The sequence below is a fragment of the Mycobacterium sp. E787 genome (assembly GCF_001668725.1).
Lineage (GTDB): Bacteria > Actinomycetota > Actinomycetes > Mycobacteriales > Mycobacteriaceae > Mycobacterium.
In genome coordinates, this window is sequence record NZ_LZKL01000033.1 from 21687 (window position 1) to 45305 (window position 23619).

Consider the following 23619-nt stretch of genomic DNA (forward strand, 5'->3'; position numbering starts at 1 on the left):
ACCATGGCCCACCCGCGCGCCGGTCAGCCGGCCCAGCCCGAAGACCTCGTCGATCTGCCCCACCTGGTCACCGCGTACTACTCGATCGAACCCGACCCGGAGGACGTCGCCCAGCAGGTGGTGTTCGGCACGTCGGGTCACCGCGGGTCGGCCCTGGGCGGGGCGTTCAACGAGGCCCACATCCTGGCCATCACCCAGGCCATCGTCGAGTATCGCCGGACCCACGGCACCACCGGGCCGCTGTTCATCGGCCGTGACACGCATGGTCTTTCCGAGCCGGCGTGGGTGTCGGCGCTCGAGGTGCTGGCCGCCAACGACGTTGTGGCGATGATCGATTCGCGCGACCGTTACACCCCGACGCCGGCGGTCAGCCACGCCATCCTGACCTACAACCGAGGCCGCACCGACGCGCTTGCCGACGGCATCGTCGTCACGCCGTCGCACAACCCGCCGTCCGACGGCGGTTTCAAGTACAACCCGCCCAACGGCGGGCCCGCCGACACCGACGCAACCAACGCAATTGCCAAGCGCGCCAACGAGATTCTGCGCAGCGGGTCGGGCGTGCAGCGGGTGCCGCTGGCCCGCGCGCTGCAGGCCGTCCAGCGCTACGACTACCTGGGCACCTACGTCGACGACCTGCCCAACGTGGTCGACGTCGACGCGATCCGCGCGGCCGGGGTGCGGATCGGCGCCGACCCGCTCGGCGGCGCCAGCGTCGACTATTGGGGCGAGATCGCGCAGCGGCACGGGCTGGACCTGACCGTGGTCAATCCGCTGGTCGACGCGACGTGGCGGTTCATGACGCTCGACCACGACGGCAAGATCCGGATGGACTGCAGTTCGCCGGACGCGATGGCTGGGCTCATTAACGTGATCGCCACCTCGGACCGCTACCAGATCGCCACCGGCAACGACGCCGACTCCGACCGCCACGGCATCGTCACCCCCGACGCGGGCCTGCTGAACCCGAACCACTACCTGGCGGTGGCCATCGACTACCTCTACACGCACCGCCCGTCGTGGCCGGACGGCATCGCCGTCGGCAAGACGGCGGTCAGCTCGTCGATCATCGACCGCGTGGTCGCCGGCCTGGGCCGCAAGCTGGTCGAGGTGCCGGTCGGGTTCAAGTGGTTCGTCGACGGCCTGATCGGCGGCACGATCGGTTTCGGCGGCGAGGAGTCGGCCGGGGCGTCGTTCCTGCGGCGCGACGGCTCGGTGTGGACCACCGACAAGGACGGCATCATCCTGGCGCTGCTGGCTTCCGAGATCCTGGCCGTCACCGGCCTAAGCCCGTCGCAGCGATATGACGAGCTGACCGCGAAGTACGGCACGCCGTTCTACGCGCGGGTCGACGCGCCGGCCGATCGTGAGCAGAAGGCCCGGCTTTCCCGGCTGTCGACCGAGCAGGTGACCGCGACCGAGGTGGCCGGGGAGCCGATCACCGCGAAATTGACCGCCGCCCCCGGCAACGGGGCCCCGCTCGGCGGGCTGAAGGTGACGACGGCCAACGCGTGGTTCGCCGCCCGGCCGTCCGGCACCGAGGACGTCTACAAGATCTATGCCGAGTCCTTCAACGGGCCCGAGCACCTGGCCGAGGTGCAGAAGGCCGCGCGCGATGTGGTCAATCAGGTGATCGGTTAATCGCCTGACCAGCGGCTTTGAACCCATCTTGCCAGTGGTGTAGCTTCGATTGGCACGACTTGGGGCTATGGCGCAGCTGGTAGCGCACCACACTGGCAGTGTGGGGGTCAGGGGTTCGAGTCCCCTTAGCTCCACAGGTAGAAGTTTGAGGCAGATGTGGGGCTCTCGTTTGCCGCACTGCGACTGCCGCGAGCGGACCGTCCTATTTTTTGTGCTGTCCAGATGAACGGCTTTGGTTATCGAACTGCCCCGCGGTCGGCCAAGCAAGTGATCGAGTCAGACGGCCCGTGATAGGCACGGTACGTGACCGAGCCGCCGCTCCTCCTTGCACTGGACTTGACTGGCACGTTCGCTTTCGGACTGAACGGGGCGCTGACCGCGGTGCGCGCGGTGCGACTCGACATCGTCGGCGTGGTAACCCTCGGCTTGATCACAGCGGTGGGTGGCGGTGCGCTTCGAGATGTTCTCATCGGTGACATACCGCCAGCCACATTCAGGGATTGGCGGTACTTCACACTTGCCATTGGCGGTGGCTTGATTGCGTTTGCGCTGAGCAAGTGGCTTGATCGGCTGGAGACCCCGATCATCGTGCTGGATGCCATCGGGCTGAGTGTGTTTGCGGTCATCGGCGCGCGCAAGGCGCTGGAGTTTGGACTCGGCATCGCGCCGGCGATTCTGCTTGGCGCCGTCACCGGGGTAGGCGGAGGCACGATCCGCGACGTCATGGTGGGACAGATCCCTACTGTGCTGCGGAGCGAGCTATACGCAATTCCCGCCATAGTGGCGGCGGGTATCACGGTCGCGACTGTCCAGTCGGGTGTCTACGGCCTACCGGCCGCGCTGGCGGCAGCAGCGGTCTGCTTCGTCATCCGCATGCTCGGCGTGCGATTCGGCCTGAACGCCCCAAGCCCGCCAGGGGGCGATTCCGGGGCGGCGAGCTCGGAGCCCGGGCCGGATCATTGTTGAGTCAATTGCCTAACCAGGCAAGTGCGGCGACGACGATGGCTTGGGTCCCGGTGTCGAGCGTGGGTTGGATCACGGGCGCGAAGGTCGGCGAGTGGTTGACCGGGATGTCCTGGGCGACCCGGCCGGATTTGACCGCCTCGCGGTATTGCTGCTCGTCAATGCCGCCGATGCCCCAGTAGGTGTAAGGAACGCCGAGTGCGTTCGGGATATCGCTGAAATCCTCGCTTGCCGACTGCGGGGCCATCGGGGTGAACCGGTCGCCGAAGTAAACCGCGAACGCGTCGCTGACGCGGTCAGTGACTTCGTCGTCGTTCACGGTGAGCGGGAAGCGGTCATAAAGCTCGAACTCGGGTTCCTGCGGCGAGTTTGACGCCTGGCACTCAGCGACGACGATGCGCCGGATGCTGTCGAGCACCGCTTTGCGGACAGATTCGTCATACGTTCGCAGATTGAGCTCAAGCACGGCATGATCGCCAATCACATTGCTCTTGGTGCCCGCGTGGATGCTTCCGACCGTCAGGACCACGGTGTCGGTCGGTGCGACCTCCCGGGACACGATCGTCTGCAGCCGAACCACGATCATCGATGCCAGCACGACGGGATCGATCGCCGCCTGCGGCATCGATCCATGCGCTCCCCGACCGTAAACCGTGATCCGCATACTGTCGGCGGCCGAGAGCACGGGCCCACGGTGCGTGCCGACGTGGCCGGCGGGTGCGGGAAGGACGTGCTGGGCAAGGGCGACGTCGACGGACGGAACAGCGTCAGAAAGCCCGTCATCGACCATGCCCCGTGCCCCGTCGGCGACCTCTTCGGCCGGCTGGAACAACGCCACGAGCGTCCCGTGCCAGTGCTGAGCTCCGTCGGCAAGCAACGAGGCCGCGCCGAGCAGACAGGCGACGTGCACGTCGTGGCCGCAGGCGTGCATGACTGGCACCTCATCGCCGGCGGCGTCCGTAGCGCGGACCGTACTGGCATACGCAAGGCCGGTCGCCTCCTCGACGGGCAGCGCGTCCATGTCGGCGCGCACCAGCACGGTAGGTCCACCGCCGTTCCGCAGGATTCCGACGACGCCCGTGCCGCCGACGTTGTCGCGGACGTCGTAGCCCCATGCGCGCAACCTCTCGGCCGCCAGCTCCGCGGTGCGGTGTTCCTGATGCGACAGTTCGGGGTGCCGGTGGATATCGCGATAGAGATCCTCCTGCCATTCCCGGATCTCGGGCAGGCGTTCCAAAATCGCGGCGGACGGGCTAGTCGCGGTGCTCATCTATTGCCCTCCAATACCCTTCGTGTTCGGCGCTTCCGCACACCCCCACGAGTCACAGGCTCAGGGATGTAGGTTCCACTGACCGCAATCCTCAGCAAGGACGTCGTTGACGTCGACCTCGAGTCCCCCGACCACCGGGCCAGGATTCGACGCCGTACTCACCACGCGTTGGTAGAGAACCGCGGCAGGGTCGACTTGGCCGCGGGACCAGGACCGGGTCTGCCAAGCCCACCGGCGGCCGGGGGTGCGCGAACTTCCGATGACGCCGTCGGCGGCGGCCCATCGGCATACATCGATACCGCCGTAGACGCCGGTGCGCTGGACTCCGAGTACCGAATTGATTCCGCGAAACCACTTGAGTGCCAGATTGTTCCAGGTGTCGTGGTTTATGTCCTCGTCGACGCTGAAGAAGATCGGGGCACTCTGACCGCCGCCCGCCGCGGTATGCAGCTGCCAGGCGGTGCGAGCATCGGCGACGCCGCCCTCGAACCCGCGCCTGAAGTCCGATGGTGCTGTCCCGCCGGGCTTTCCGTATTGGTAATTGCTGACGATCATCAGCCCGGCAGCGGTCAGCTGCTCGGCGTAAGGCCGGGTGATCGGCTTGGCGCCCATGGACGAGCCGGGACGCGATAGCGACACGTAGTTGATGACCCCGGCGTAGCCGGCAGCTCGGATGTGCTCCGCCGGAATTTGGCGCATGGCGAAGTCGATCAGTTTGGGGGTGGCGGCAGGTGCCGTAGGGATGGCAGCCGCCGTAGGGACGGCGATATTTGCCGATGCCGCAAACAGCCCCGGCAGTGCGGACATAGCGACGGCGCAGCGCAATACGTCGCGCCGGGGAATGGCGCGCGATCGCCGGAGGCGCGCATTCACCGACAAGTCCTGCATCGCGTGATGGTAAATATTTGACTTTTGTCAACAGAAGTAGCGTGTGGTAGTCGATATCAAATCGGTCTTTGTGGTTCACCGGCCTGAGTCAATGGCTGGGTCAGGACCCCGCGGCCGCGGGCTATTAGGGCTCGTCTTCGGTGGGGGAGTCGTCGTTTTTGGCCAGGTGGCGCAGGACGCGTTCGTTGAGCGCGGCGAGCATGTCGAGCTCGGCCGGGCTGAGCAGGTCGATAAAGTTCCGGCGGACGTCCTCCACGTGCCCGGGCGCCGCCTTCTCGATGGCGGCGCGGCCGGCCGGCAGCAGGCAGACCATCGTGCTGCGGGCGTCGTCGGGGTTGGGCTCGCGACAGATCAGCCCGTCCTTTTCCATCCGCCGCACCTGGTGGGAGACGCGGCTCTTCTCCCAGCCCAGTGTGTTGCACAGCTCGTGGGCGGGCATGCGGTCGCCGTCGTGACCCGAGAGCACCGCCAAGATCTCGTAGTCGGCGCCGGACAGGCCCGATTCCTGCAACCCGCGGTTCAGGTGCACATCAAGCTGGTGATGCGCGTGCTGGAAGGCCCGCCAGGCGCGGTCTTCACGCGGGTTCAGCCAATTCGGTTCCATCAGCGTCCATGCTAGCCGATTGGTTGACGCATCAACAAACATAGGCCTAAGGTGGACACGTCAACTTTTTCGGCCTCAATCCAAGAACGGACACCTCATGAGCAACATCAGCATCATCGGCACCGGGAACATGGCTCGCGCCATCGGCGCGCTGGCGGTAGCGGGCGGCAACAGCGTCGAGGTCATCGGGCGCGATCAGACCAAGGCCGCCGGCCTGGCCAAGGCTCTCGGGGGCAACGCTACGACGGCAGAGTTCGGCGCCGTCCCGGCCGGGGACATCGTGATCGTTTCCGTGTTGTACGCCAACGTCGTTCCGATCGTCATCCACTATGGAGACGCCCTCGCGGGCAAGATCATCGTCGACATCAGCAACCCGTTCAATGCCGCGGCCGACGGGCTAGCCATCCCTGACGACACCTCGATCGCGCAGGAAGTTGCCAAGGCCGCCCCGGCCAGCGCGAGCGTGGTGAAGGCGTTCAACACCATCTTCGGTGTCGTCTTGGCCCAGGGGCGGCCGCTCGACGTCTTCTTCGCCGGCGACGACGCGCGCGCCAAGGCGCGCGTGGCGGAGTTCATCGACAGCCTCGGGCTGCGCCCGCTGGACGTCGGCGGCCTGAACATGGCCCACTGGCTGGAGGGAACGGGCCTGGTCATGATGGGTCTCGCCCGCCACGGCGTGGGGAACTTCGACTTCGCCCTCGGCGCCGCCGTTCCCGGCTGAGCCGCACCCCCGACGGTCCAAGCAGTGAACGAACGAGGGCACCATCCGCCCAAATAATTGTTGATGGATCACCAAAGGGGAGGATTCTCGCAATGAAGCTTGGCTTCGCACTTCCCATCGTCGGGCCCGCAATCAGCAGCGCCGCTGGTCTCAGCGCGTTCTGCCGCGGACTCGAGGACCTGGGCTACGACACGCTGTGGGTCGGCGACCGCCTGGTCACGCCGGTCGACATGCACAGCACCTATCCGGGCAAAGAGCAGCCGTATCCGCCGCAGATGACCCGTTACCTCGATCCGGTGCTGCTGTGGACCGTCGCCGCGACGGCGACCAGCCGGGTGCGGCTGAACTCCAGCACGCTCAGCACGTTCTACTACGAGCCGGTGCACCTGGCCCGGCTGCTGACCACGCTCGACGTGCTCAGCGACGGCCGCCTCGACGTCGGCGTGGGCATCGGGTGGATGAAGGACGAGCACGACATCGCCCGCGGCGCGGACTGGCACCGGCGCGGGCGGATGCTCGACGACCTGCTGGCGTTCCTGCGCGAGTGGTGGACGACCAGCCCGGTGTCCTGGGAGAGCGAATTCTTCTCCCTGCCGCCGGTCCATGCCGACCTGCGCCCGGTCCGGGCCGGCGGTCCGCCCATCTGGATCGGCGGCGCCAGCGAGGCCGCGATGCGCCGGGTCGGACGCAGCGGCATCGGCTGGCTCGGGGTCGAGGGGCTCCAGGACGAGGTCACCGACCACCTGTGGTCGATTGCGCGCCGCGCGGCGAAGGACGCCGGCCGCGATCCTGACGCGTTGAAGACGGCCATGCGGATCAACCTCGAACCGGGCACGTCCGTTGACTCGGTTGTCGGCAGGCTCGAGCGCCTCGCGGGATCCGGTGCTGATGAGGCGATCGTGGATGCCTTCGCAATGTTCCCCAGCCTTGACCAGATGCTTGACTTCGCCGGCCGGGTAATTGCCCGATGGGGTGATCATGGGAAGGCTTGACGGCAAGGTGGCGGTGATCACGGGCGGATCAAGTGGTCTCGCGCTGGCCGGTGCCGAGTTGTTCGTCGACGAGGGAGCTCACGTTTTCATCTCGGGTCGGCGGCAGAAAGCGCTGGATGAAGCCGTCAAGCTCATCGGCCGGAACGTGACCGGCCTGCAGGCCGATTCGGCCAACCTGGACGATCAGGACCGGTTGGTCGACGCGGTCAAGCAGGAAAAGGGCGCCGTCGACGTGTTGTGGACAAGTGCGAGGAGCGCAAGCTCGGCGAGATCACGGAGCAGCACTTCGATGCCACCTTCGGGCTGAACGCGCGCGGCACGCTCTTCACGGTGCGGAAGGCACTGCCACTGCTCAACGACGGTGGCTCGATCTTGGGCCTGTCGTGCGGTGGACAGTTATGGAATCTCGTACACGACGATCTTGTCGGCGATGCCGCGCAGCGCGGCCTCCTTCCGAATCGGCCGGATCGCCTCCTTCTCCAGGATGGCGGCGACGCCGGGCGCGTCGATCACGGGACCGGTGATGTGGATCTCCTGCGCGGTCGACAGGCTCTGCACCCGTGCCGCGATATTCACGGTCTGGCCGAAATAGTCCTGCCGCTCGTTGAGCATCACCGCGAGACACGGCCCCTCATGGATGCCGATCTTTACGATCAGGTCGCACTTGCCGCGCTCGGCATTGAGCTTGTCCATCGCGGCCCGCATCCGCAGGCCCGCGACGAGCGCGTGGTCCGGCTGGACAAAGGTCGCCATCACGGCGTCCCCGATGGTCTTGACCACGGCGCCCTTTTCGGCCGCGATGATCTCCAGCAGCGCCCGAAAGTGCGCGCGCACCAAGTCGAACGCGGCGAGGTCGCCCACTCGCTCGTAAAGCGCGGTCGACCCCTTGAGGTCGGTGAACAGAAACGTCAGCGAGGTGATTTTCAGACGCTGATCGATGTTGAGATTGTCGGCCTTGAACACCTCGCGGAACGTCTGGTTCGACAGCATCCGCTTGGCGGTGAGGAACGGCCTGCGTTTGCCCAGCAGATGGTGGAGCGCGTCGGCGACAAAGACGGTGGGCAGCGTACGCAGGGGGCACTCGTTGTCGAGTGCGAGCCGCAACGGACCCGGACGCAATGTGATGGACCCGGTCGGCGGATGCGCTTTGTTGAAGATCAGCCGGAGCTCCTGAGGTTCCGCGGTCGGCTCGCCCTGGACGTCGATGAAATGAGCGGAATGCGTCACCGGCTCGAAAACGATGATGAATTGGGGTGGAAGCTGCAGCGAGCGCACCGTCTTTTCCCCTGAGGGCAGCGCAAGCGCATCCAGGGTCACTTCCCCGGTCAGCGAGGCGAAGGATTCCTTGCCGAGGTCGATGCCCGAACTCCAGAACACCTGCTTGTAGTAGTCCCAGAGCGGCAGGGTGTTGGGATCGTGGGCGGCAATCCGCCTGACCTTGGGACTGACCGTGAAGGCCACCTCGACCTGCTCGTCGACGGAAGGCTCATAGCCGCAGGCGCATAATCCGCAGCGATAGTCGTCATCACGCAGCGATTTCAGCGTGTCATGCGCGTCCAGGACGCCGCTACAACCGGGACAAAGCACGTTCCAGCTCAGATCGAACAGGCCAAGCCGCGAGGCATGCAGGAGGCCGGAAATCACCTTTTCTTCGTCGAGGCCGGCGCGTTTGGAAAAGTCCAGGGCGTTGATTCGATTGAGCTCATGATCTTCACCGTCCTCGATCAGCCGTGCAATGGCATCCGCGACGGCCGAATCGGCGGTTCGCTTCATGGCCGAAACCTGCGACTGGATGTCGCTCATGACTCCAACCTAAATGCCGGCACCGACAGCCGGCACTTGCGGCTTCGCCGAATTTTGTCTGACACAGACCTCGATCAATTCATTAGGGTTGATTCATGGGTGGCGAGTTCGTCGAGATCCGGATAACTCACCCGTGGGAATCTCTGCAGTCCACGCCCGAGGCAATCCTTCCGCGGCTACTGGACTGGCGGGTTGACGCCATGGGCAGGCACGTAGCCTGGCGTTACCGGATAACCCGTTACAAGCAGGACGGCCAACCGAGGTGGTGGTTGGACGGGACCGGCCAGCACCCGTGGACCAGCGACGACGTCGAGTACCTGAAGGATGTTGCCGAGCACCACGCCGGTCGACTGTTGCGCAGGCAGCGATGGCAGCCCGGGAGCATGTACAGCGGCCAGGAGCCGCCCCTGTGGATAGGTGGCCAAGGGTTGTCGTCATGACGACGCTCGAGATCAGCCGCTGATCTCCGCGGCGCGTCGACGCATCGCCTCCAGCCCGTCCGATTCCGTCGCGGAGATCGTGGTGCGCACCATGTGCCGCGGCTCCGACGCCGGCCAGGGCCGGCCGCGATGCATGGTCGCGCGGTTGTCCCACATCACCACGTCGCCCTCGCGCCACGTGTGCAGGTAGCTGCGACCGGGGGAGGTCGCCGCGTCGATCAGCTGGGCCAGCAGTTCCTGCGCCGCCTTTCGCTCCATGCCCTCGATCGCGTAGGCGTGCGAGGCGACGTAGAGCGCCTTGCGGCCGTTGACCGGGTTCGTCCACACGAGACGCCAGCATTGCGGCGGCAGCGCCGCACGCTCCGCCGGGGTGGCGAGGTCGGGCGCGATTTTGCCGCGCGAATAGGCGTACTCGTGCCAGGCGAAGGAGTTTTCCAACCGCGACTGCAGCGCCGGATCGAGGCGCTCGAACGCGAGCCGGGTGGAGACGTATTCCGTCTCGCCGCCCCGGCCCGGAATGGTGCGCGATGACAGCACCGAAGCCAGCGCCGGCACCTTCTTGAACGTGCTGTCGGTGTGCCAGAGCTGGTTCGCCTTGTTTTCCAAGGCGATCCGGTGATCGCCGGGCACGACGTTGCCCTCCTCGTCGAGGGTTTTGAGGATCACGAGGTTGCCGCCGTGGCCCGCCGAACCCACCTTGGTGACCTCGAGCGGACCAAAGCGGCGCGAGAAAGCGAGCTGCGCGTCATCGGTGACGTCCTGGTCGCGCAGGACGAGCACCGAGTGCTCCTCGAACGCCGCGCGCACCGCCGCGTACGCGGACTCGCTTGCCGCAACGTCGTGGATGGTCACGCCGCGGAGTTCGGCGGCAAAGCCCGGGCCCAACGGCACGATTTCCATCGATGCACTCCGTGCGTTCCGCTCAATGGGTCGCACCCTACGCCGGCCGATGCGTTGCTCCTATACTCCACATACCGCTGGAGGTGCGATGGCTGCTTGGGACACGCTGGACCGTTACGTCGTCATTTCGACCGACACTCATGCCGGGGCGGATCTGCTCGACTACAAACCGTATCTGCCGGCACGGCTGCACGATGACTTCGATGCGTGGGCCAAGTCGTACGCCAGCCCGTTCGACGACCTGGTCATCGCCACCGCCAACCGGAACTGGGACCACGAGCTTCGCATCGCGGAGATGGACGCCGACGGGGTGGCCGCGGAGGTGCTGCTGCCCAACACGATTCCGCCGTTCTTCCCGACCACCCCGAACATCACCATCAGCCTGCCCCGCACCCGTGACGAGTTCGAGAAGCGTTGGGCCGGCGTGCAGGCCCACAACCGGTGGCAGATCGACTTCTGCTCGCTGGCCCCGGCCCGACGCCGTGGCTTGATTCAGATCTTTCCCAACGACGTCGAGTTGGCGCTGGAGGAAATCCGCTGGGGCGCCGAGCAGGACTGCTTTGGCGGTGTGCTGATTCCCGCGGTCTCGCCCGGTGACCCGCAGGTGGCCCCGCTTTTCCACACCCGCTACGAACCGATCTGGGCGTTGTGCGCGGAACTGGACCTCACGGTGGTGCAGCACGCGGGCGCCGGCAGCCCCGAGATGCCGATGGACCAGCCGGCGTCGAACGCGGTGTTGATCACCGAGATGGCGATCTGGGCCCAGCGCACACTCGGCCACCTCATCCTGGCCGGGGTGTTCGAGCGGTATCCGACGCTGCGATTCGTGCCGACCGAGCAGGGCACGCTTTGGGTGCCCGGGCAACTCGGCATCCTCGACGCCATGGTGCCCACCATGAAGTCCGAGGCCCACAACCGCACCTACGGGATGTTCGGCGGATCGTCGGTCGACGAGCTGACCCTGACCCCGAGCGAATACGTCAAGCGGAACTGCTATTTGGCCAGTGAGCTGATGCCTTTCGACGGCGCGATGATCGATTTCATGGGCCCGGATCACATCATGTGGGGCAGTGACTATCCCCACGAGGAGGGCTTTGCGCCGCACTCCAAGTTGGCCATTCGTTGGGCCCTGCACGACAGGCCGGAGGACGCCTGCCGAAAGATCTTGGGCGGCAACGCCGGTCGCCTGTACCGCTTCGACCTCGATGCGCTGACGCCGATCGCCGCCAGGATCGGGCCCACCGTCGCCGAGGTTCGTAATCCGTTGGAGGACACGGGCTATCGCGCCCCGGCCGCTTTTGGCTTCCGGCCGTTCGAAGGGGGCCTCGCCCTCAAGCGGCTGGCTCCGGAGCGGGGCTAGGACTCGTCGGCCAACGCGGCGCTGAGCCGGCGGGTCGCAGCGGTGAGCTGTTTCCCCAGGCGGGTGACGGCCGCGCCGCTCATCGGCTCGGCGCTGGGAACCAGGCTGAGCATCAGGGCGATGCCGGACCCCGGCTCCAGGATGGGGGAGTCGATGTGGCTCACCTCGTACGTGCGATCGGGGTCCAGGCTGATCGGGAACCACTCCTCCTGATGGATCAGTTCGTCGGTCAATTCCTGCGCCAGCCGGCTCAGCCGGGTGGACCGCACCTCGGCGCTCCGCACGATCTGCGCCAGTTCCCGCAGGCGCAGATCGGGCAGGATGTGCAGACCTACCGCGTAGCCACGCCGCTTGGCCGTGGTGAGGGCCCGGCGATAGCGATCGCGGACGTCCCCGGGCAGGGTGGCCAGCCAGCGCTCGCGGGCGTCCGGCCCGGCCCAGGCGACGACCGACGCCCCGTACGGCGGGCGGTGCGGAAACTGGGTGCCGACGGGCATCGGGTGACCGCCGCCGTGCCGGCTTCGGATCTGATCGACGACGGTCGAGGAGTCGTCGCTCACCGAGAAGGCAACGCAGTGTGCGCCCGTCGCGGCCGACAGCTCCGCCATCGCCGAGCGCGCCAACACGAGCGCCGGATAGCGGGCCGCCGCCTCCCGGCCGAGCCGGACCAGGGCGGGACCCAGGTGGTAGGTCTTGCGGACCGGGTCGCGCAGCAGCCAGCCCGCCCGGAGCAGTTCGGACAGCATCGAGTGGCAGCTGGCCTTGTGCACGCTCAACTCGCGCGACACCTCGGCCAGGGTCATGCCCGCCATCCCCCGGCTTCCATCGGCCGCCAGCTGCTCGAACAGGTTCACGACCCGCTCGGTCTGTGGGGAGGGGCGCGGAGCCATGCAGCCAATGGTCGCATAATGCGACTCCTTGCGGTGCCATGCGCGACCATGTGACGATGGCCACGGTGATTGCCAGGAAGACGGACCTTGAGGGCAAGGTGGCGGTCGTGACCGGGGGAGCCGGCGGCATCGGCCAAGCCTTGGGCAGGCGCTTCGGCCGCGAAGGCATGAAGGTGGTGCTTGCCGACGTCCTCGCCGAACCGCTGGAGGAGGCGACCCGGGCACTCGCGGACGAGGGCATCGACGTGGCGGGGGTACGCACCGACGTCACCGACTATTCCTCGGTCTCCTCGCTCGCCAAGGAAGCGCTCGACCGCTTCGGCGCGGTGCACGTGCTGTGCAACAACGCCGGCACCGGCGGGGTGTCCGAGGGATACATGTGGGAACACGACCTGGCCGACTGGTGCTGGGGCATCGACGTCAACGTGCTCGGTGTCATCCACGGCATCAAGGCTTTCGTGCCCATCCTGCTCGAGCAGGGCGAGGGACACGTCGTCAACACCTGCTCGGGCAACGGCGGGTTCGCGCCCATCGCGCGGGGGGCCATGGGCGGGCCGGCCACGGCGGTCTATCCGATGACCAAGGCCGCGGTGCTGTGCCTGACCGAAAGCCTGTACACCCACCTGGAGATGACCGGGACGGGGGTGCGGGCGCACGTCCTTTTCCCCGGCGGCTTCCTGAACACCGGGATCTGGGAGTCGTGGCGGCACCGCCCGGAGCGCTACGCCGCGACGCAGGAACGCCGCACACCGGAGGCGACACTGGAAAAGGTGGTGGCCCGTTTCGAGGCCGCCGGCGCGCGCGTCGAGTTCACCCCGCTCGAGACGGTCGCCGACCTGGTCGTGGACGGAATCCGGGCGGACCGGTTCTGGATGATGGGGCCACCCACGCCGGCCGATCAAGTCGTGAGCAAGAAGGCTGCGTCGATCCTCGGCCGCGGCGAGCCCGACTACCTGGTCGACGTCCTCGGCCGGCATGCCGAGAAAACCGAAGGAGGAACACGTTGAGCACCAACGAAATTCGCTACGGTCCTCGCGCGCCCGAGGCGCAGGTCGACCACGAGATCGACGCTACCAAGGCGCCCATCGCCACCGAGGCGATCACCGTCACCTACCTCACCGATCCGCAGATCGTCGCGGCCGTGCTGCCCAAGCCGCTGGAGCCGGCGGCCGAACCACTGGTACGCGTTCAGCTTCAGCGCGTCCGGATAGAAGGCAGGCCGCCGTTCGGGTCGGCGGTGTTCTCGGTGACCGCGCGGCACGGCGACCTCGCGGGCGACTATCCGCTCTTCATGCCCCAGTCGACCGAACAGTCGGTCACGGGCGGGCGCGAAACATTCGGCGAGCCAAAGAAACTGGCCCACATCGAGGTCGAGCGGGAAGGCGATCGCGTCACCGCCACCGTCGACCGGCTGGGCTATCCGCTCATCAAGGTGAACGGCCGGATCACAGGCCCGGCGGAGCTGCCGCCCGACCAGGTGAACACCGAGTTCTACTTCAAGTTCCTGCGTGCCCCCGACGGCAGCGGCATCACCGACCCCCACCTGGTCTACGGCGAATACCACCGGCACTACGAAGTGCTGGAAAACATCGACGGCACCGTCGAATTGGGGGAGTCACCGCTGGACCCGGTGGCCGACATCGTGATCCGCGAAATCAGGTCGATGACCTGGTGTCGCCGCCGCACCATCCAGGTGGGGCGGATCGCGCAGCGGGTGCCGCAGGAGTGGTTGCTGCCGTATGTGCACCAGCGTTACGACGATGTGGCGTTGCTCGCCGCCCCCAGGCCCGAGCCGGCGCGGGCCTAGCGCCATGGACCGGTACACGGTCATTTCGGCCGACTGCCACGCCGGAGCTGACCTGCTCGACTACCGCGAGTACCTCGATCGGCAGTACCGGGACGAATTCGACTGCTGGGCAAGGGCATACGTCAACCCGTTCGGAGACCTGACGGAGGCCGACGCCGAGCGCAACTGGAACAGCGACCGGCGCAACGCGGACCTGGATGCCGAAGGGGTCGCGGGCGAAGTCATCTTCCCCAACACCGTGCCACCGTTCTTCCCTCAGGCGAGCCTGGCCGCCCCCCAACCGGTGGACGCCCGCGAGCTCGAGCTGCGCTGGGCCGGCCTGCGCGCGCACAATCGCTGGCTGGCCGACTTCTGCTCTTCGTCGCCCGAGCGGCGCGCCGGGGTGGGCCAGATCCTGCTGGGGGACCTGGACGAAGCCGTCGCCGAGGTACCGCAGATCGCCAAGTTGGGCCTGCGCGGCGGTGTGCTGCTGCCCGGGATTCCCCCGGGCGCCGGCATCCCCCAGCTCTACGCCGAGCACTGGGAGCCGCTGTGGGCGGCGTGCGACGACGCCGGCGTGGTGGTCAACCACCACGGCGGCAACGCCGGACCCAACCCGACGGACGGGTGGGGCAGCTCGTTCGCGGTGTGGGTGTACGAGACACACTGGTTCGCGCACCGGGCGCTGTGGCACCTGATCTTCAGCGGCGCGCTGGATCGCCATCCGGACCTCACCGTGGTGTTCACCGAGCAGGGCTCCGGGTGGATACCGGCCACTCTCGACTCGCTCGACGTGGCGGCGGCCCGTTACGGGCGGGCGAATTCCGCGATCGCCCGCTTCGCCGGGCCCACCGCCGGCTCGCTCAGCCTCAAGCCCAGTGAGTACTGGACCCGCCAGTGTTACGTCGGTGCCAGCTTCATGCGACCCGTCGAATGCGCCGAACGCCACCGGATCGGCGTCGAGAAGATCATGTGGGGCAGCGACTACCCACACCTGGAGGGCACCGCGCCCTACACCCGGGAGGCGTTGCGCCACACCTTCAGCGGCGTCCCGGCCGACGAGGTGGCGGCCATTGTCGGGGGGAACGCGGCGGCGGTGTACGGCTTCGACCTCGAGGCCCTCGCGCCCCTGGTCAGCCGAATCGGCCCGACCGTCGCCGAGGTTGCCGAGCCACTGGCCGTCGTGCCGGCCGACGCGAGCAGCACCGTCTTCGAGCCCGACCCCATCCGTGCCTGGTAAGCGCCATGGGACCTGAAAGGAGCACAGTGGACCCGTATCTCATCATCTCGGCGGACTGCCACGCCGAGCTGCCGACCGAGCGGTACCGCGAATACGTCGACCCGGAATACCGGGACGACTTCGAGGTCTACCTGGCCGAGAAGACCGCCGCGGCCCAGGCGGGCGGATTCATCGACGAGGAGTTCGCCGAACAATGGTTCGCCGAGCATGGCGACGGCATCGCCGGCGGATGGGATGTGGGCCTGCGGGACAAGGAGTTGGACGGTGACGGTGTCGTCGGCGAGGTCATCTTCCCCGACGCGGACGCCGTGACGGGGGTGGCCGGGGCCCCGTTCGGCGCCGGCCTGGGCCAGTCCGGCGACCTCGACCCGGGGCGTGCCATGGCCGGGGCGCGGGCCCACAACCGATGGCTGGCCGAGCTGTGCAGCCACAGCCCCGAGCGACGGGCCGGGGTCGCGGTCGTGCCGATACTGGCGGACGTCGACGCGGCGGTCGCCGAGATCACCCGAGCGGCGGAATCCGGACTGCGGGGCGGGATCCTGATCCCGGCGCGCTGGGTCGGCTACCCGCCCTACCACGACCGTCGCTACGACAAGGTCTGGGCCGTCTGCCAGGACCTGCAGATGCCGGTGCACACCCACTCCGGTCCCGCCCCGCAGGAGGAGTACGGCGGGCACCTGGGCATCTATGTCACCGAGGTGCGCTGGTGGGGCGCCCGGCCCCTGTGGTTCGCGTTGTGGTCCGGTGTGTTCGAGCGCTTCCCCCGGCTGCGCTGGGGGGTCACCGAGTGCGGCGCGTTCTGGGCCAACGACCTGCTGTGGCTGATGGACACGCGGTACCTGCGTGAGCACTCGGCCAAGAAGATGAGCCATCAGATGGAGGGCGACCTGACGATGCCGCCCTCGGCGTACTTCGACCGGAACTGCTTCATCGGGGCCACCACCACCGAGCGCAGGGAGCTGGCCCGGCGCTACGAGATCGGCGTGTCGAACATGCTGTGGGGCAACGACTTTCCCCACCCTGAGGGGACTTGGCCGCACACCCGCGACTGGCTGCACCGCTCCTTCTGGGACATCCCGGTGGAGGAGACGCGACAAATGCTGGGCCTGGCCGCGGCCGAGGTGTACAACTTCGACCTGGATGCCCTCGCCCCGCTGGCCGCGCGCATCGGCCCGACCCCGGAGGACCTGGGCCAGGACGATGCGGTGAGCATCCCCAAGTGGGAGGCGGCCCGCCGGACCGGGCGCCACTGGCTGACGGACGCGGAACCCCTTCCCGACCTGGTGGAGAACTGAGTAGGGCAAAAATTCCGTTCCGATCAAGCGGATCCTGATCCTTCCGCGCCGGGAGCCCGTCCGCATACGTTTCCGGGATGACTTCCAGCGTGGGCAGCGTCCCCACCCGGATACCCCGGGCCACCCCCGCAACGTTCAAGCAGGCCCTCTTCGTCGCGGTGACGGCCGGGCTGGGCTATGGCTTCGATTCCTATGCGGTCAACATCTACGGCCTGGTGCTGCCGGACATCAAACGAACGCTGCACATCACCGACGCCGAGGCCGGATACATCGGCTCGATCTTCCTCTTGGGCTACACCATCGGCACCATCGGGTTCGGGTACGCGGCGGACAGGTGGGGGCGTAAGGCCACGCTCGGGGCGTCGATCCTGCTCTACGGCATCACCACCTCGGTGGCCGGACTCACGACGAACATCGCCGCCTTCACCGGACTCCGTTTCCTCACCGGTGTGGGCGGTGCCGGTGAGCTCGCGGTCGGGGCGCCGTACACGGCCGAGGTGTGGCCCGCCAAGACCCGTGCCCTCGGTGTGGGCGGCGTGATCTTCTCGCTGTTCTCCCTGGGCTATGTGCTGGCCGCGGCCGTCGCCCTCGCCCTGGTGCCGCACTTCGGCTGGCAATCGGCGTTCATCGTGGCGATCGTCCCGGCCGTCGTCCTGTTCCTGGTCCGGCGAGGCATCACCGAATCGCACCGCTACACCGACGTGCAGACGAAGATCGTGCGCGGGGTCGCCAAGCCGCGGCTGTGGAAACTGCCCGGGGTGCGGCGACGGCTCGTCGCCGGCTGGCTCATCTACACCGCCAACGCGGTCGGCTACTGGGGCGTGACAGTCTTTTTGACGACCTACATCGTGAAGAGGTTCCACGCATCCCCGATCGACGCGATCCGGTACGCACTGCTGTTCTTCTTGCTGCAGGTGGTTTTCGTGTACCTGGGCACCGCGCTCGCCGATTGGGTGGGCCGGCGTCCCTCGGCGATCCTTGCCGCGGTCATCGAGTTCCTCTCGACGATTCTGGCGGCCACCTCTCACTCGTTGGACCGATACCTGGTCTTCGGGGCGATCGCCATCGCCACCCTCGGCTGGCTGTGGGGCGTCGGTGACACCTATGTCTCCGAGCTCTTCCCAACGGTCTTGCGCGGCACCGGTTTCGGAATCGCGGTCGGCGGTGGCCGCATCGTCTCCATCGCGGCCCCGGCCGTGGTCGGGTGGGGCATCACGCATTACGGGCTGCAGACGCCGTACCTGGCGCTCGCCGGCCTGTGGGTGCTGACGCTGGGCGGCTACCTGCTCGGACCCGAGACGAAAGGCAAAGAACTCGAAGACCTGGCCGACGAGGCGCTCACGGAAGACCTGGTGCGCACATAGGCTAGCGGTGGTGCGGGGGTCGCTCGTCGCGGAGCCGCCGCTCGTCGTCCGCCGCGCGTGCCTGCTCCTCGTCGCCGAACCTTTCCAAGTCCTCGGGCGCGAGTTGCTCCCGCGACGGTTTTGGCGCGGGGCGCTGGGGAGGTGGGGGTTCGTTGGACATCAGCTGATTGTCTCGTAGCCTTGCGCGGTATGTCACCACTACAGGGCAAGGTCATCCTGGTCACCGGGGCGTCGTCGGGCCTGGGCGCGGAGACGGCGCGGCTGCTATCCCGGCGGGGCGCAACGGTTTTCGGCATCGGACGGGATGTCGGGCGCCTGGCCGAGGTGTTCGCCGACATCAAGGGCTCGTACGCATCGGTGGACGTTGCTTCGGCGCAGGCCTGCCGGGACGCGGTGCGGCAGTGCGTCCAACAGTTCGGCGGGCTCGACGTCCTGATCAACGTCGCCGGAAAGCACCAGATGCGCCGCACGGAGTCGATGACCGACGACGACTGGGCCCAAGACCTCGCGGTCAACCTGAACGGGCCGTTCTACCTGTGCCGGGCCGCGCTGCCCCATCTGCTGGAGCGCGGCGGCAACATCGTCAACGTCAGCTCCATCGCGGGCGTCGAGGGCCAGGCCTACTCGGCCGGGTACTGCGCCGGCAAGCACGGGCTGATCGGCCTCACCCGTGCCCTTGCGGTGGAGTACACCGCGGATCGGCTGCGGGTCAACGCGGTGTGCCCGGGCGGCATGCTGACACCGCAGATCGAACAGTTCAGCGCGCCGGAGAACCCGAACTACGACCTGATCATGCGGACGGCCTCGCCGCGCGGCATGATGCAGCCCCTCGACGTGGCGAATGTCATCGCGTTCCTTGCCAGCGACGACGCCGCCGCCGTCCACGGCGCCGTCTACCGCGTCGACAACGGCAAGGGCGCCGGCTAGCGCGGGATCAGTCGGCCGATTAGGTTTTGGGCGCGAATCGGATTACTCTTGCGCGCGGCCCGTTTCTGACCCAGGAAAGCAGACATGCCCATTCAGCCCAGTCTGCGGCACCCAAACGCATTGCGCCGCAGCCGTACGCGACGCGCGGCCCCGCGGGTGAACTGCCCCACGGTCGGTCAGTGCTTTGACATCGAAGTCGCGCGAGATGCCGGCGGGTGGATGATCCGGATTCCCGAGATCGGTGGCCTCGTCCGCGTCGGCCGCCGGGCCGAGGTGGACGTGGCGGCGCGGCGGTGCATCGCCACCCGCACCGGCATCCCGATCGGTTATGTCTCGGTGTTCGTCGCCCGCGAGACCGCCCGCACCACTTGATCGACGCCCTAACCCTGCGGTAGCGGGCGGGAACGCACCAGCGTCGGCCACCAGAACCAGGGGCCGAGGATCCTGATGATGCACGGCACCACGAACGAACGCACGATCAGCGTGTCGAGCAACAGGCCGATGCACACGGTCGAACCCACCTGACCGATCGTGCGCAGATCGCTGGTGAGCATCGCCAGCATGGTGAACGCGAACACCAGACCGGCCGACGTCACCACGCCGCCCGTGCTCCCCAGCGCGCGGATGAGGCCGGTGTGGATCCCCGCGTGCAGTTCCTCTCTGACGCGGATGATCAACAGCAGGTTGTAGTCCGAACCCACCGCCACCAGGATGATGAACGTCAGCGGCAATATCAGCCAGTGCAGGGGCAGGCCGATGAGGTGCTGCCAGACGAGTATGGAGAGCCCGAACGCTCCGGCATACGAGAAAGCCACGGTACCGGGGATGACCAAGGCGGCCATCAGGCTCCGGGTCAGGAACAACATGATCAAGAAGATCAGCACGAAGGCGGCGATCGCCACGATGAGCAGGTCGGACGCGGCGTATTCCTTGATGTCCTTGTTGGTCGAGCCCGAGCCGCCGATGTAGACACGCGCGCCCGCCAGCGAGGTCTCCTTGAGCGCCACGGTGATCGCGGTCGGGAACTGTTCGACGTGCTGCACGCCTTCCGGCCCGTTGGCGTCCCCCTCGTGCGTGACGATGATGCGGGCGGCCTTGCCGTCCGGCGACATCAGCAGCTGCATGCCCGTCTTGACGTCGTCGTTCTCGAAACCTTCATGGGGGATGTAGAAGAAGTCGTCGCTGCGCGACTGGTCGAAGTCCAGCCCCACGTTGACCTGGTCGTCGAAGGTCTGGGCGGTCTGCGTGGACTGCAGCGCGGACTGACCGTAGCTGCTGACCAACAGGCCGGCCAGCGACTCCGAGTCGTCGGCGGTGAGTTTCAGTTGCGTGATCACCTGCGGCAGGATCTTGTCTATGGCCTCGAGGGACGTTTTGGCGTCGGTGATGTCGTCGGCCAGCTTGTCGATGTTGTCGAGCGCATCGAACAGCGACCTGAAGGTCCAGCAAATGGGAATGTCGAAACAGTGCCTCTCCCAATAGAAATAGCTCTTGATCGGCCGGAAGAAATCGTCGACGTTTGAGATTTCCTGGTTCATCTCGGCGGTGATCCTCTGCAGGTCCTCCACGGTGAGAACCGTCTTGTGCAACTCATCCGACATGTTCTGGAAATAGACGATCTCTTGCCGCAAGACCTCGACGGAGTGCGTGGTGATCTGCGCCTGCTGGCTCGTATTCGAGTTCTGCTGCTTGTTGAACGGGAGCTGCTGACCGCTGCCGCTGCCCTGCGTGGTGAACAAGTAGGGGATGGTGGCGTGTTCCAGGGGCCGGCCCAGGGGGCGGGTGATGCTCTGCACCATCGCGACGCCGGGAAGGCGGATGAGGGCCTTGGCCACCCGGTCCAACGAGATGAAGTCGGCCGAGTTGCGCATGTCGTGATCCGTCTCGATCATCAGCATCTCGGAGAACAGCTTGCTCTTCGGGAAGTGCCGGTCCGCCGCCGCGAAACCCAGGTTGGCGGGGGCATTGTGCGGCTGGTATTGGCGGTCGTCGTAGTTCTGCTTGTACGTCGGCACGAAGACCGCCCCGAACACGACGGCACCGGCGCTGGCCACCAGGATCGGCACCGGCCACCGCACCACGCTCGTGCCGATCCGCCGATACAGAGTCGCCTTGGCCTTGCTTTTCGGGTCGAAGAGCCCGAACAGGCTGCCCACGGTCAGGAAAGCCGGGCCGAGCGTCAGCGCCGCCGCGATGGTGAACAGCATGGAGATGGCGACGGCCGGCCCCATGGTGTGGAAGTAGTTGAGTCGCGCGAAGGTCAGGCAGTAGCACGCGCCCGCGATCGTCAGCCCCGAGCCGAGGATGACCGGCGTGACACTCTTATAGGCGGTGTAGAACGCCTCCTCCCTGGTCTCGCCGGCCTGCCGTGCCTCGTGATAGCGGCCCATCAGGAAGATGCCGTAGTCGGTCCCCGCTCCCAGGGTCAGCGCGACGACGATGTTCACCGCGAACGACGAGAGCTCGATGTAGCCGAAATGCCCGAGGAACGAGATGATCCCCTTGGCGACCAGCATCTCGAACAGCACCCCCGCCAACGGCACAAAGAGGGTGACGATCGAGCGGTACACCAGCAGCAACATCCCGATGATGAGGAAGATCGTCACGATCGTGATGTCGTTCAGGCTCGAATTCGCGATGGCGACCGTGTCCGACGCGAGCGGGGCCGCGCCGCTGACATAGACCTTGAGCCCGGGCGGCGGCGTGTCCTTCGCGACGATGTCCCGAACGGCGGCGACGGACTCGTTCGCCTGCATCTGGCCGATATCGCCCGCAAGGCGCAGCAGCACATACGAGCATTTGCTGTCGAGGCTCTGCGCCCCCGCCGCGGTGATCGGCTTGCCCCACAGGTCCATCACGTACTGCACATGCCTGGGGTCCTGCTTGAGCCGGCGGACCAAGTCGTCGTAGTAGTGGTGGTCCGCGTCGCCCAACGGCCGGTCGGCTTCGAACACGAGCATCGCCAGGCTGGTCGAATCGGACTCGTGGAACTTCGCGCCGATGGACAGCAGGGCCCGCTGCGACGGCGCGTAGTGCGGAACCACCGGCCCCGCGAGTTCCTCTGCGACCCGCTCCACCTGTGGCATGAAGGTGTTCGTCGACACGGCGAGAAGGGCCCAGAAGGCGATGATCGGTATCGCGAAGATCCGAACCATTCTGGGGACGAAGGGCCGCCTCGGCCGTTGCTCCGCCAAATGCTCGCTCATGCGGATTTGACCAGACAGAAGACGTGCGCATCCTGGTGGTCATCGGAGTGCTCGTCGCGGACGACGCCATTCACCAGCAGCCGGCAGCCGACTTGACCGCCGCGAACCTGCGCCGAGATGCTGCCCGACACCACGGTGAGTGTGGTCGCCTCCGTGTGCGACCACGGCAAAGTCGTGAGATTGACCTGATGCGGATGCCCGTCGACGTCCACCCAGACGAGCATCCCGCCTTCCCCGATCGAGCCGGTCAACTCGTACGTGAGGCGCTTGAGGTTGAACTCCGGCGGTGCCGCCGGGCCGTTGACGGTGACCACGGGCGGCGGAGCCGAGAACTGGTGCACCTTCCACATGCCGACCGCGCCGGCGGCGATCGCGACGACGGCCACCAGGGGCATCCAGACCCGCGCCAGGACGGTCCTGCCGACTGAACGAGGGCTCACTCGGTCACCTTCTCCCCCCGCTCCCGGCTCCCGGCCCACGCGGATAGTAGACGGTCATGTACCCAATGGACATCGTGCAAAGAGTATCGGTACCGGGGCCGGAAAGCGACCGGGGGGTTGCGGCATGCCCGCGGCCGGGGGATTCGGCCGCGTCAGGCCATCTTCCGCAGTCGCCGCTTCAAGCGTGCGCTGCGCAGAATCTGGGTCGTGAAATTGAGGGAGGCCAACATGGGGAACACCCCGAGAAACGTCCGCTCGGAGGGCGTCGCGCCGTGCAGGTGGTAAAGGCTGCCGAACACATAAAAGCAGCCCACCGAGAACAGCGCGGCGGGGATGCAGAACGTCATCGGGGAGCTGCGGACGGCCGTGATCTGCTTCGCATAGTCCAACTCCTCGCGCGATATCGGTTGGCCCTTGCGCACTTTGGCCAGCACCGTCTTGGCGGCCCCGATTTGCTCGCTTACCGGAGTGGTCGCTCGATCGCCCAGCCGCCGGACGTACACGCCGGCAATGGCGGCGAACACCAGCGCCAACGCGAGCGCAAGCACGGTCAGGAAGCCAAACAAAGCCGTACTCATATTCCCGTCCTCCTTACCGCCAGCCCGCCGGCAGGTCGGTGATGTGATTGGGACAGTAGTCGTGTGCCCCCTCGGACATGAGATTGCGCGCTTCCTCGGCCGACACCTTGGCGCGCAACACCATGAAAGCGTATTCGGCTGGTAGGTAACCCGATTCGGGGCCCGCCGGATCGTCCATCAGCCGGCACGCTTCCTTCTCCTGGCTGCTGTCGGCTCGCGCCATGCCCAAGCCGATCCCCGAGCCGAACAGTGCGGCCAGACCGACGAGCCCGCCGGCGGCGATTTTCGTGATCCCCACTGGTGTTCACCTT

25 protein-coding genes and 1 tRNA gene are annotated in these 23619 nt (G+C 66.9%); 15 read left to right on the forward strand and 11 right to left on the reverse strand.

Annotated features, from left to right (window positions below; translation table 11 throughout):
* Positions 1 to 3: 3 nt before the first annotated feature.
* From pgm to A5705_RS05765, 3 genes are all read left to right on the forward strand, one after another.
* Positions 4 to 1641 carry a phosphoglucomutase (alpha-D-glucose-1,6-bisphosphate-dependent) gene (pgm, locus tag A5705_RS05755; RefSeq protein WP_068276122.1) on the forward strand — a complete coding sequence of 546 codons (1638 nt, stop codon included), beginning with the start codon at positions 4 to 6 and terminating at the stop codon, positions 1639 to 1641.
* Positions 1642 to 1702: 61 nt separating this feature from the next.
* Positions 1703 to 1775: transfer RNA gene (locus A5705_RS05760), tRNA-Ala, on the forward strand.
* 169 nt (positions 1776 to 1944) lie between these two features.
* Positions 1945 to 2607, forward strand: coding sequence for a trimeric intracellular cation channel family protein (locus A5705_RS05765; protein ID WP_068276125.1), 663 nt, complete (start codon positions 1945 to 1947; stop codon positions 2605 to 2607).
* Between the two features lies 1 nt (position 2608).
* Here A5705_RS05765 and A5705_RS05770 read toward each other — a convergent pair whose 3' ends face one another.
* The 3 genes from A5705_RS05770 to A5705_RS05780 all read right to left on the reverse strand — a co-directional run bounded on the left by A5705_RS05770 (position 2609) and on the right by A5705_RS05780 (position 5366).
* The gene (locus A5705_RS05770) at positions 2609 to 3874 is read right to left on the reverse strand and encodes a M20 family metallopeptidase (RefSeq protein ID WP_068276128.1); all 1266 of its coding nucleotides are present in this window, start codon (positions 3872 to 3874) and stop codon (positions 2609 to 2611) included.
* A 60-nt stretch (positions 3875 to 3934) separates the two neighbouring features.
* On the reverse strand, positions 3935 to 4762 hold the full coding sequence (locus A5705_RS05775; RefSeq protein WP_067879751.1) for a DUF1906 domain-containing protein: 828 nt from the start codon (positions 4760 to 4762) through the stop codon (positions 3935 to 3937).
* Positions 4763 to 4886: 124 nt separating this feature from the next.
* A complete protein-coding gene (locus A5705_RS05780; RefSeq protein WP_068276130.1) occupies positions 4887 to 5366 on the reverse strand; it encodes a MarR family winged helix-turn-helix transcriptional regulator in 480 nt (159 codons plus the stop codon).
* Between the two features lie 97 nt (positions 5367 to 5463).
* On the opposite strand from A5705_RS05780, the gene A5705_RS05785 reads away from it, so the two are divergent.
* The 3 genes from A5705_RS05785 (at position 5464) to A5705_RS05795 (ending at position 7386) form a co-directional block, all read left to right on the forward strand.
* Positions 5464 to 6087: an NADPH-dependent F420 reductase gene (locus A5705_RS05785; RefSeq protein ID WP_068276133.1), complete on the forward strand. Its 624-nt coding sequence runs from the start codon at positions 5464 to 5466 to the stop codon at positions 6085 to 6087.
* Positions 6088 to 6179: 92 nt separating this feature from the next.
* Entirely contained in the window at positions 6180 to 7079 is a 900-nt protein-coding gene (locus A5705_RS05790; RefSeq protein ID WP_068276136.1) for a TIGR03619 family F420-dependent LLM class oxidoreductase, read from the forward strand.
* The gene (locus A5705_RS05795) at positions 7066 to 7386 is read left to right on the forward strand and encodes an SDR family NAD(P)-dependent oxidoreductase (protein WP_231982371.1); all 321 of its coding nucleotides are present in this window, start codon (positions 7066 to 7068) and stop codon (positions 7384 to 7386) included. The genes A5705_RS05790 and A5705_RS05795 overlap by 14 nt, the downstream gene beginning before the upstream one ends.
* An 89-nt stretch (positions 7387 to 7475) precedes the next feature.
* On the opposite strand, the gene A5705_RS05800 is transcribed toward A5705_RS05795, so the two are convergent.
* Complete coding sequence (locus A5705_RS05800) at positions 7476 to 8882, reverse strand: adenylate/guanylate cyclase domain-containing protein (RefSeq protein ID WP_067879765.1); 1407 nt, start codon at positions 8880 to 8882, stop codon at positions 7476 to 7478.
* Positions 8883 to 8977: 95 nt separating this feature from the next.
* Between A5705_RS05800 and A5705_RS05805 the strand changes: the two genes are divergently transcribed.
* Complete coding sequence (locus tag A5705_RS05805; protein WP_067879769.1) at positions 8978 to 9322, forward strand: hypothetical protein; 345 nt, start codon at positions 8978 to 8980, stop codon at positions 9320 to 9322.
* Positions 9323 to 9334: 12 nt separating this feature from the next.
* On the opposite strand, the gene A5705_RS05810 is transcribed toward A5705_RS05805, so the two are convergent.
* Complete coding sequence (locus A5705_RS05810; RefSeq protein WP_068276138.1) at positions 9335 to 10222, reverse strand: TauD/TfdA family dioxygenase; 888 nt, start codon at positions 10220 to 10222, stop codon at positions 9335 to 9337.
* Between the two features lie 88 nt (positions 10223 to 10310).
* Between A5705_RS05810 and A5705_RS05815 the strand changes: the two genes are divergently transcribed.
* Positions 10311 to 11582, forward strand: a complete 1272-nt coding sequence (locus tag A5705_RS05815) for an amidohydrolase family protein (protein WP_068276141.1) — start codon at positions 10311 to 10313, stop codon at positions 11580 to 11582.
* Here A5705_RS05815 and A5705_RS05820 read toward each other — a convergent pair.
* Positions 11579 to 12472: an IclR family transcriptional regulator gene (locus A5705_RS05820; protein ID WP_067879775.1), complete on the reverse strand. Its 894-nt coding sequence runs from the start codon at positions 12470 to 12472 to the stop codon at positions 11579 to 11581. The genes A5705_RS05815 and A5705_RS05820 overlap by 4 nt on opposite strands.
* Before the next feature lie 56 nt (positions 12473 to 12528).
* On the opposite strand from A5705_RS05820, the gene A5705_RS05825 reads away from it, so the two are divergent.
* From A5705_RS05825 to A5705_RS05845, 5 genes are all read left to right on the forward strand, one after another.
* A complete protein-coding gene (locus A5705_RS05825; RefSeq protein ID WP_156738392.1) occupies positions 12529 to 13479 on the forward strand; it encodes an SDR family NAD(P)-dependent oxidoreductase in 951 nt (316 codons plus the stop codon).
* On the forward strand, positions 13476 to 14279 hold the full coding sequence (locus A5705_RS05830; RefSeq protein WP_067879782.1) for an acetoacetate decarboxylase family protein: 804 nt from the start codon (positions 13476 to 13478) through the stop codon (positions 14277 to 14279). The genes A5705_RS05825 and A5705_RS05830 overlap by 4 nt, the downstream gene beginning before the upstream one ends.
* Positions 14280 to 14283: 4 nt before the next feature.
* Entirely contained in the window at positions 14284 to 15498 is a 1215-nt protein-coding gene (locus tag A5705_RS05835; protein ID WP_067879785.1) for an amidohydrolase family protein, read from the forward strand.
* 5 nt (positions 15499 to 15503) lie between these two features.
* A complete protein-coding gene (locus A5705_RS05840) occupies positions 15504 to 16793 on the forward strand; it encodes an amidohydrolase family protein (RefSeq protein ID WP_197516979.1) in 1290 nt (429 codons plus the stop codon).
* A gap of 77 nt (positions 16794 to 16870) precedes the next feature.
* A complete protein-coding gene (locus tag A5705_RS05845; protein ID WP_067879791.1) occupies positions 16871 to 18157 on the forward strand; it encodes an MFS transporter in 1287 nt (428 codons plus the stop codon).
* Between the two features lies 1 nt (position 18158).
* Here A5705_RS05845 and A5705_RS28055 read toward each other — a convergent pair whose 3' ends face one another.
* The gene (locus A5705_RS28055) at positions 18159 to 18317 is read right to left on the reverse strand and encodes a hypothetical protein (protein WP_197516980.1); all 159 of its coding nucleotides are present in this window, start codon (positions 18315 to 18317) and stop codon (positions 18159 to 18161) included.
* A 29-nt stretch (positions 18318 to 18346) separates the two neighbouring features.
* On the opposite strand from A5705_RS28055, the gene A5705_RS05850 reads away from it, so the two are divergent.
* On the forward strand, positions 18347 to 19084 hold the full coding sequence (locus A5705_RS05850; RefSeq protein ID WP_067879795.1) for an SDR family NAD(P)-dependent oxidoreductase: 738 nt from the start codon (positions 18347 to 18349) through the stop codon (positions 19082 to 19084).
* A gap of 219 nt (positions 19085 to 19303) precedes the next feature.
* Positions 19304 to 19456, forward strand: coding sequence for a long chain fatty acid-CoA synthetase Faa4p (locus A5705_RS27685; RefSeq protein WP_156763044.1), 153 nt, complete (start codon positions 19304 to 19306; stop codon positions 19454 to 19456).
* Between the two features lie 8 nt (positions 19457 to 19464).
* On the opposite strand, the gene A5705_RS05855 is transcribed toward A5705_RS27685, so the two are convergent.
* From A5705_RS05855 to A5705_RS05870, 4 genes are all read right to left on the reverse strand, one after another.
* Complete coding sequence (locus A5705_RS05855) at positions 19465 to 22290, reverse strand: RND family transporter (RefSeq protein WP_068276144.1); 2826 nt, start codon at positions 22288 to 22290, stop codon at positions 19465 to 19467.
* Positions 22287 to 22685: an MmpS family transport accessory protein gene (locus tag A5705_RS05860; protein ID WP_067879801.1), complete on the reverse strand. Its 399-nt coding sequence runs from the start codon at positions 22683 to 22685 to the stop codon at positions 22287 to 22289. Before A5705_RS05860 ends, A5705_RS05855 begins: the two co-directional genes overlap by 4 nt.
* A gap of 197 nt (positions 22686 to 22882) precedes the next feature.
* Entirely contained in the window at positions 22883 to 23308 is a 426-nt protein-coding gene (locus A5705_RS05865) for a hypothetical protein (protein ID WP_067879804.1), read from the reverse strand.
* Positions 23309 to 23321: 13 nt separating this feature from the next.
* Positions 23322 to 23606 (reverse strand): hypothetical protein, encoded by a 285-nt coding sequence (locus tag A5705_RS05870; protein ID WP_067879807.1) that lies wholly within the window; start codon positions 23604 to 23606, stop codon positions 23322 to 23324.
* Between the last annotated feature and the right edge of the window lie 13 nt (positions 23607 to 23619).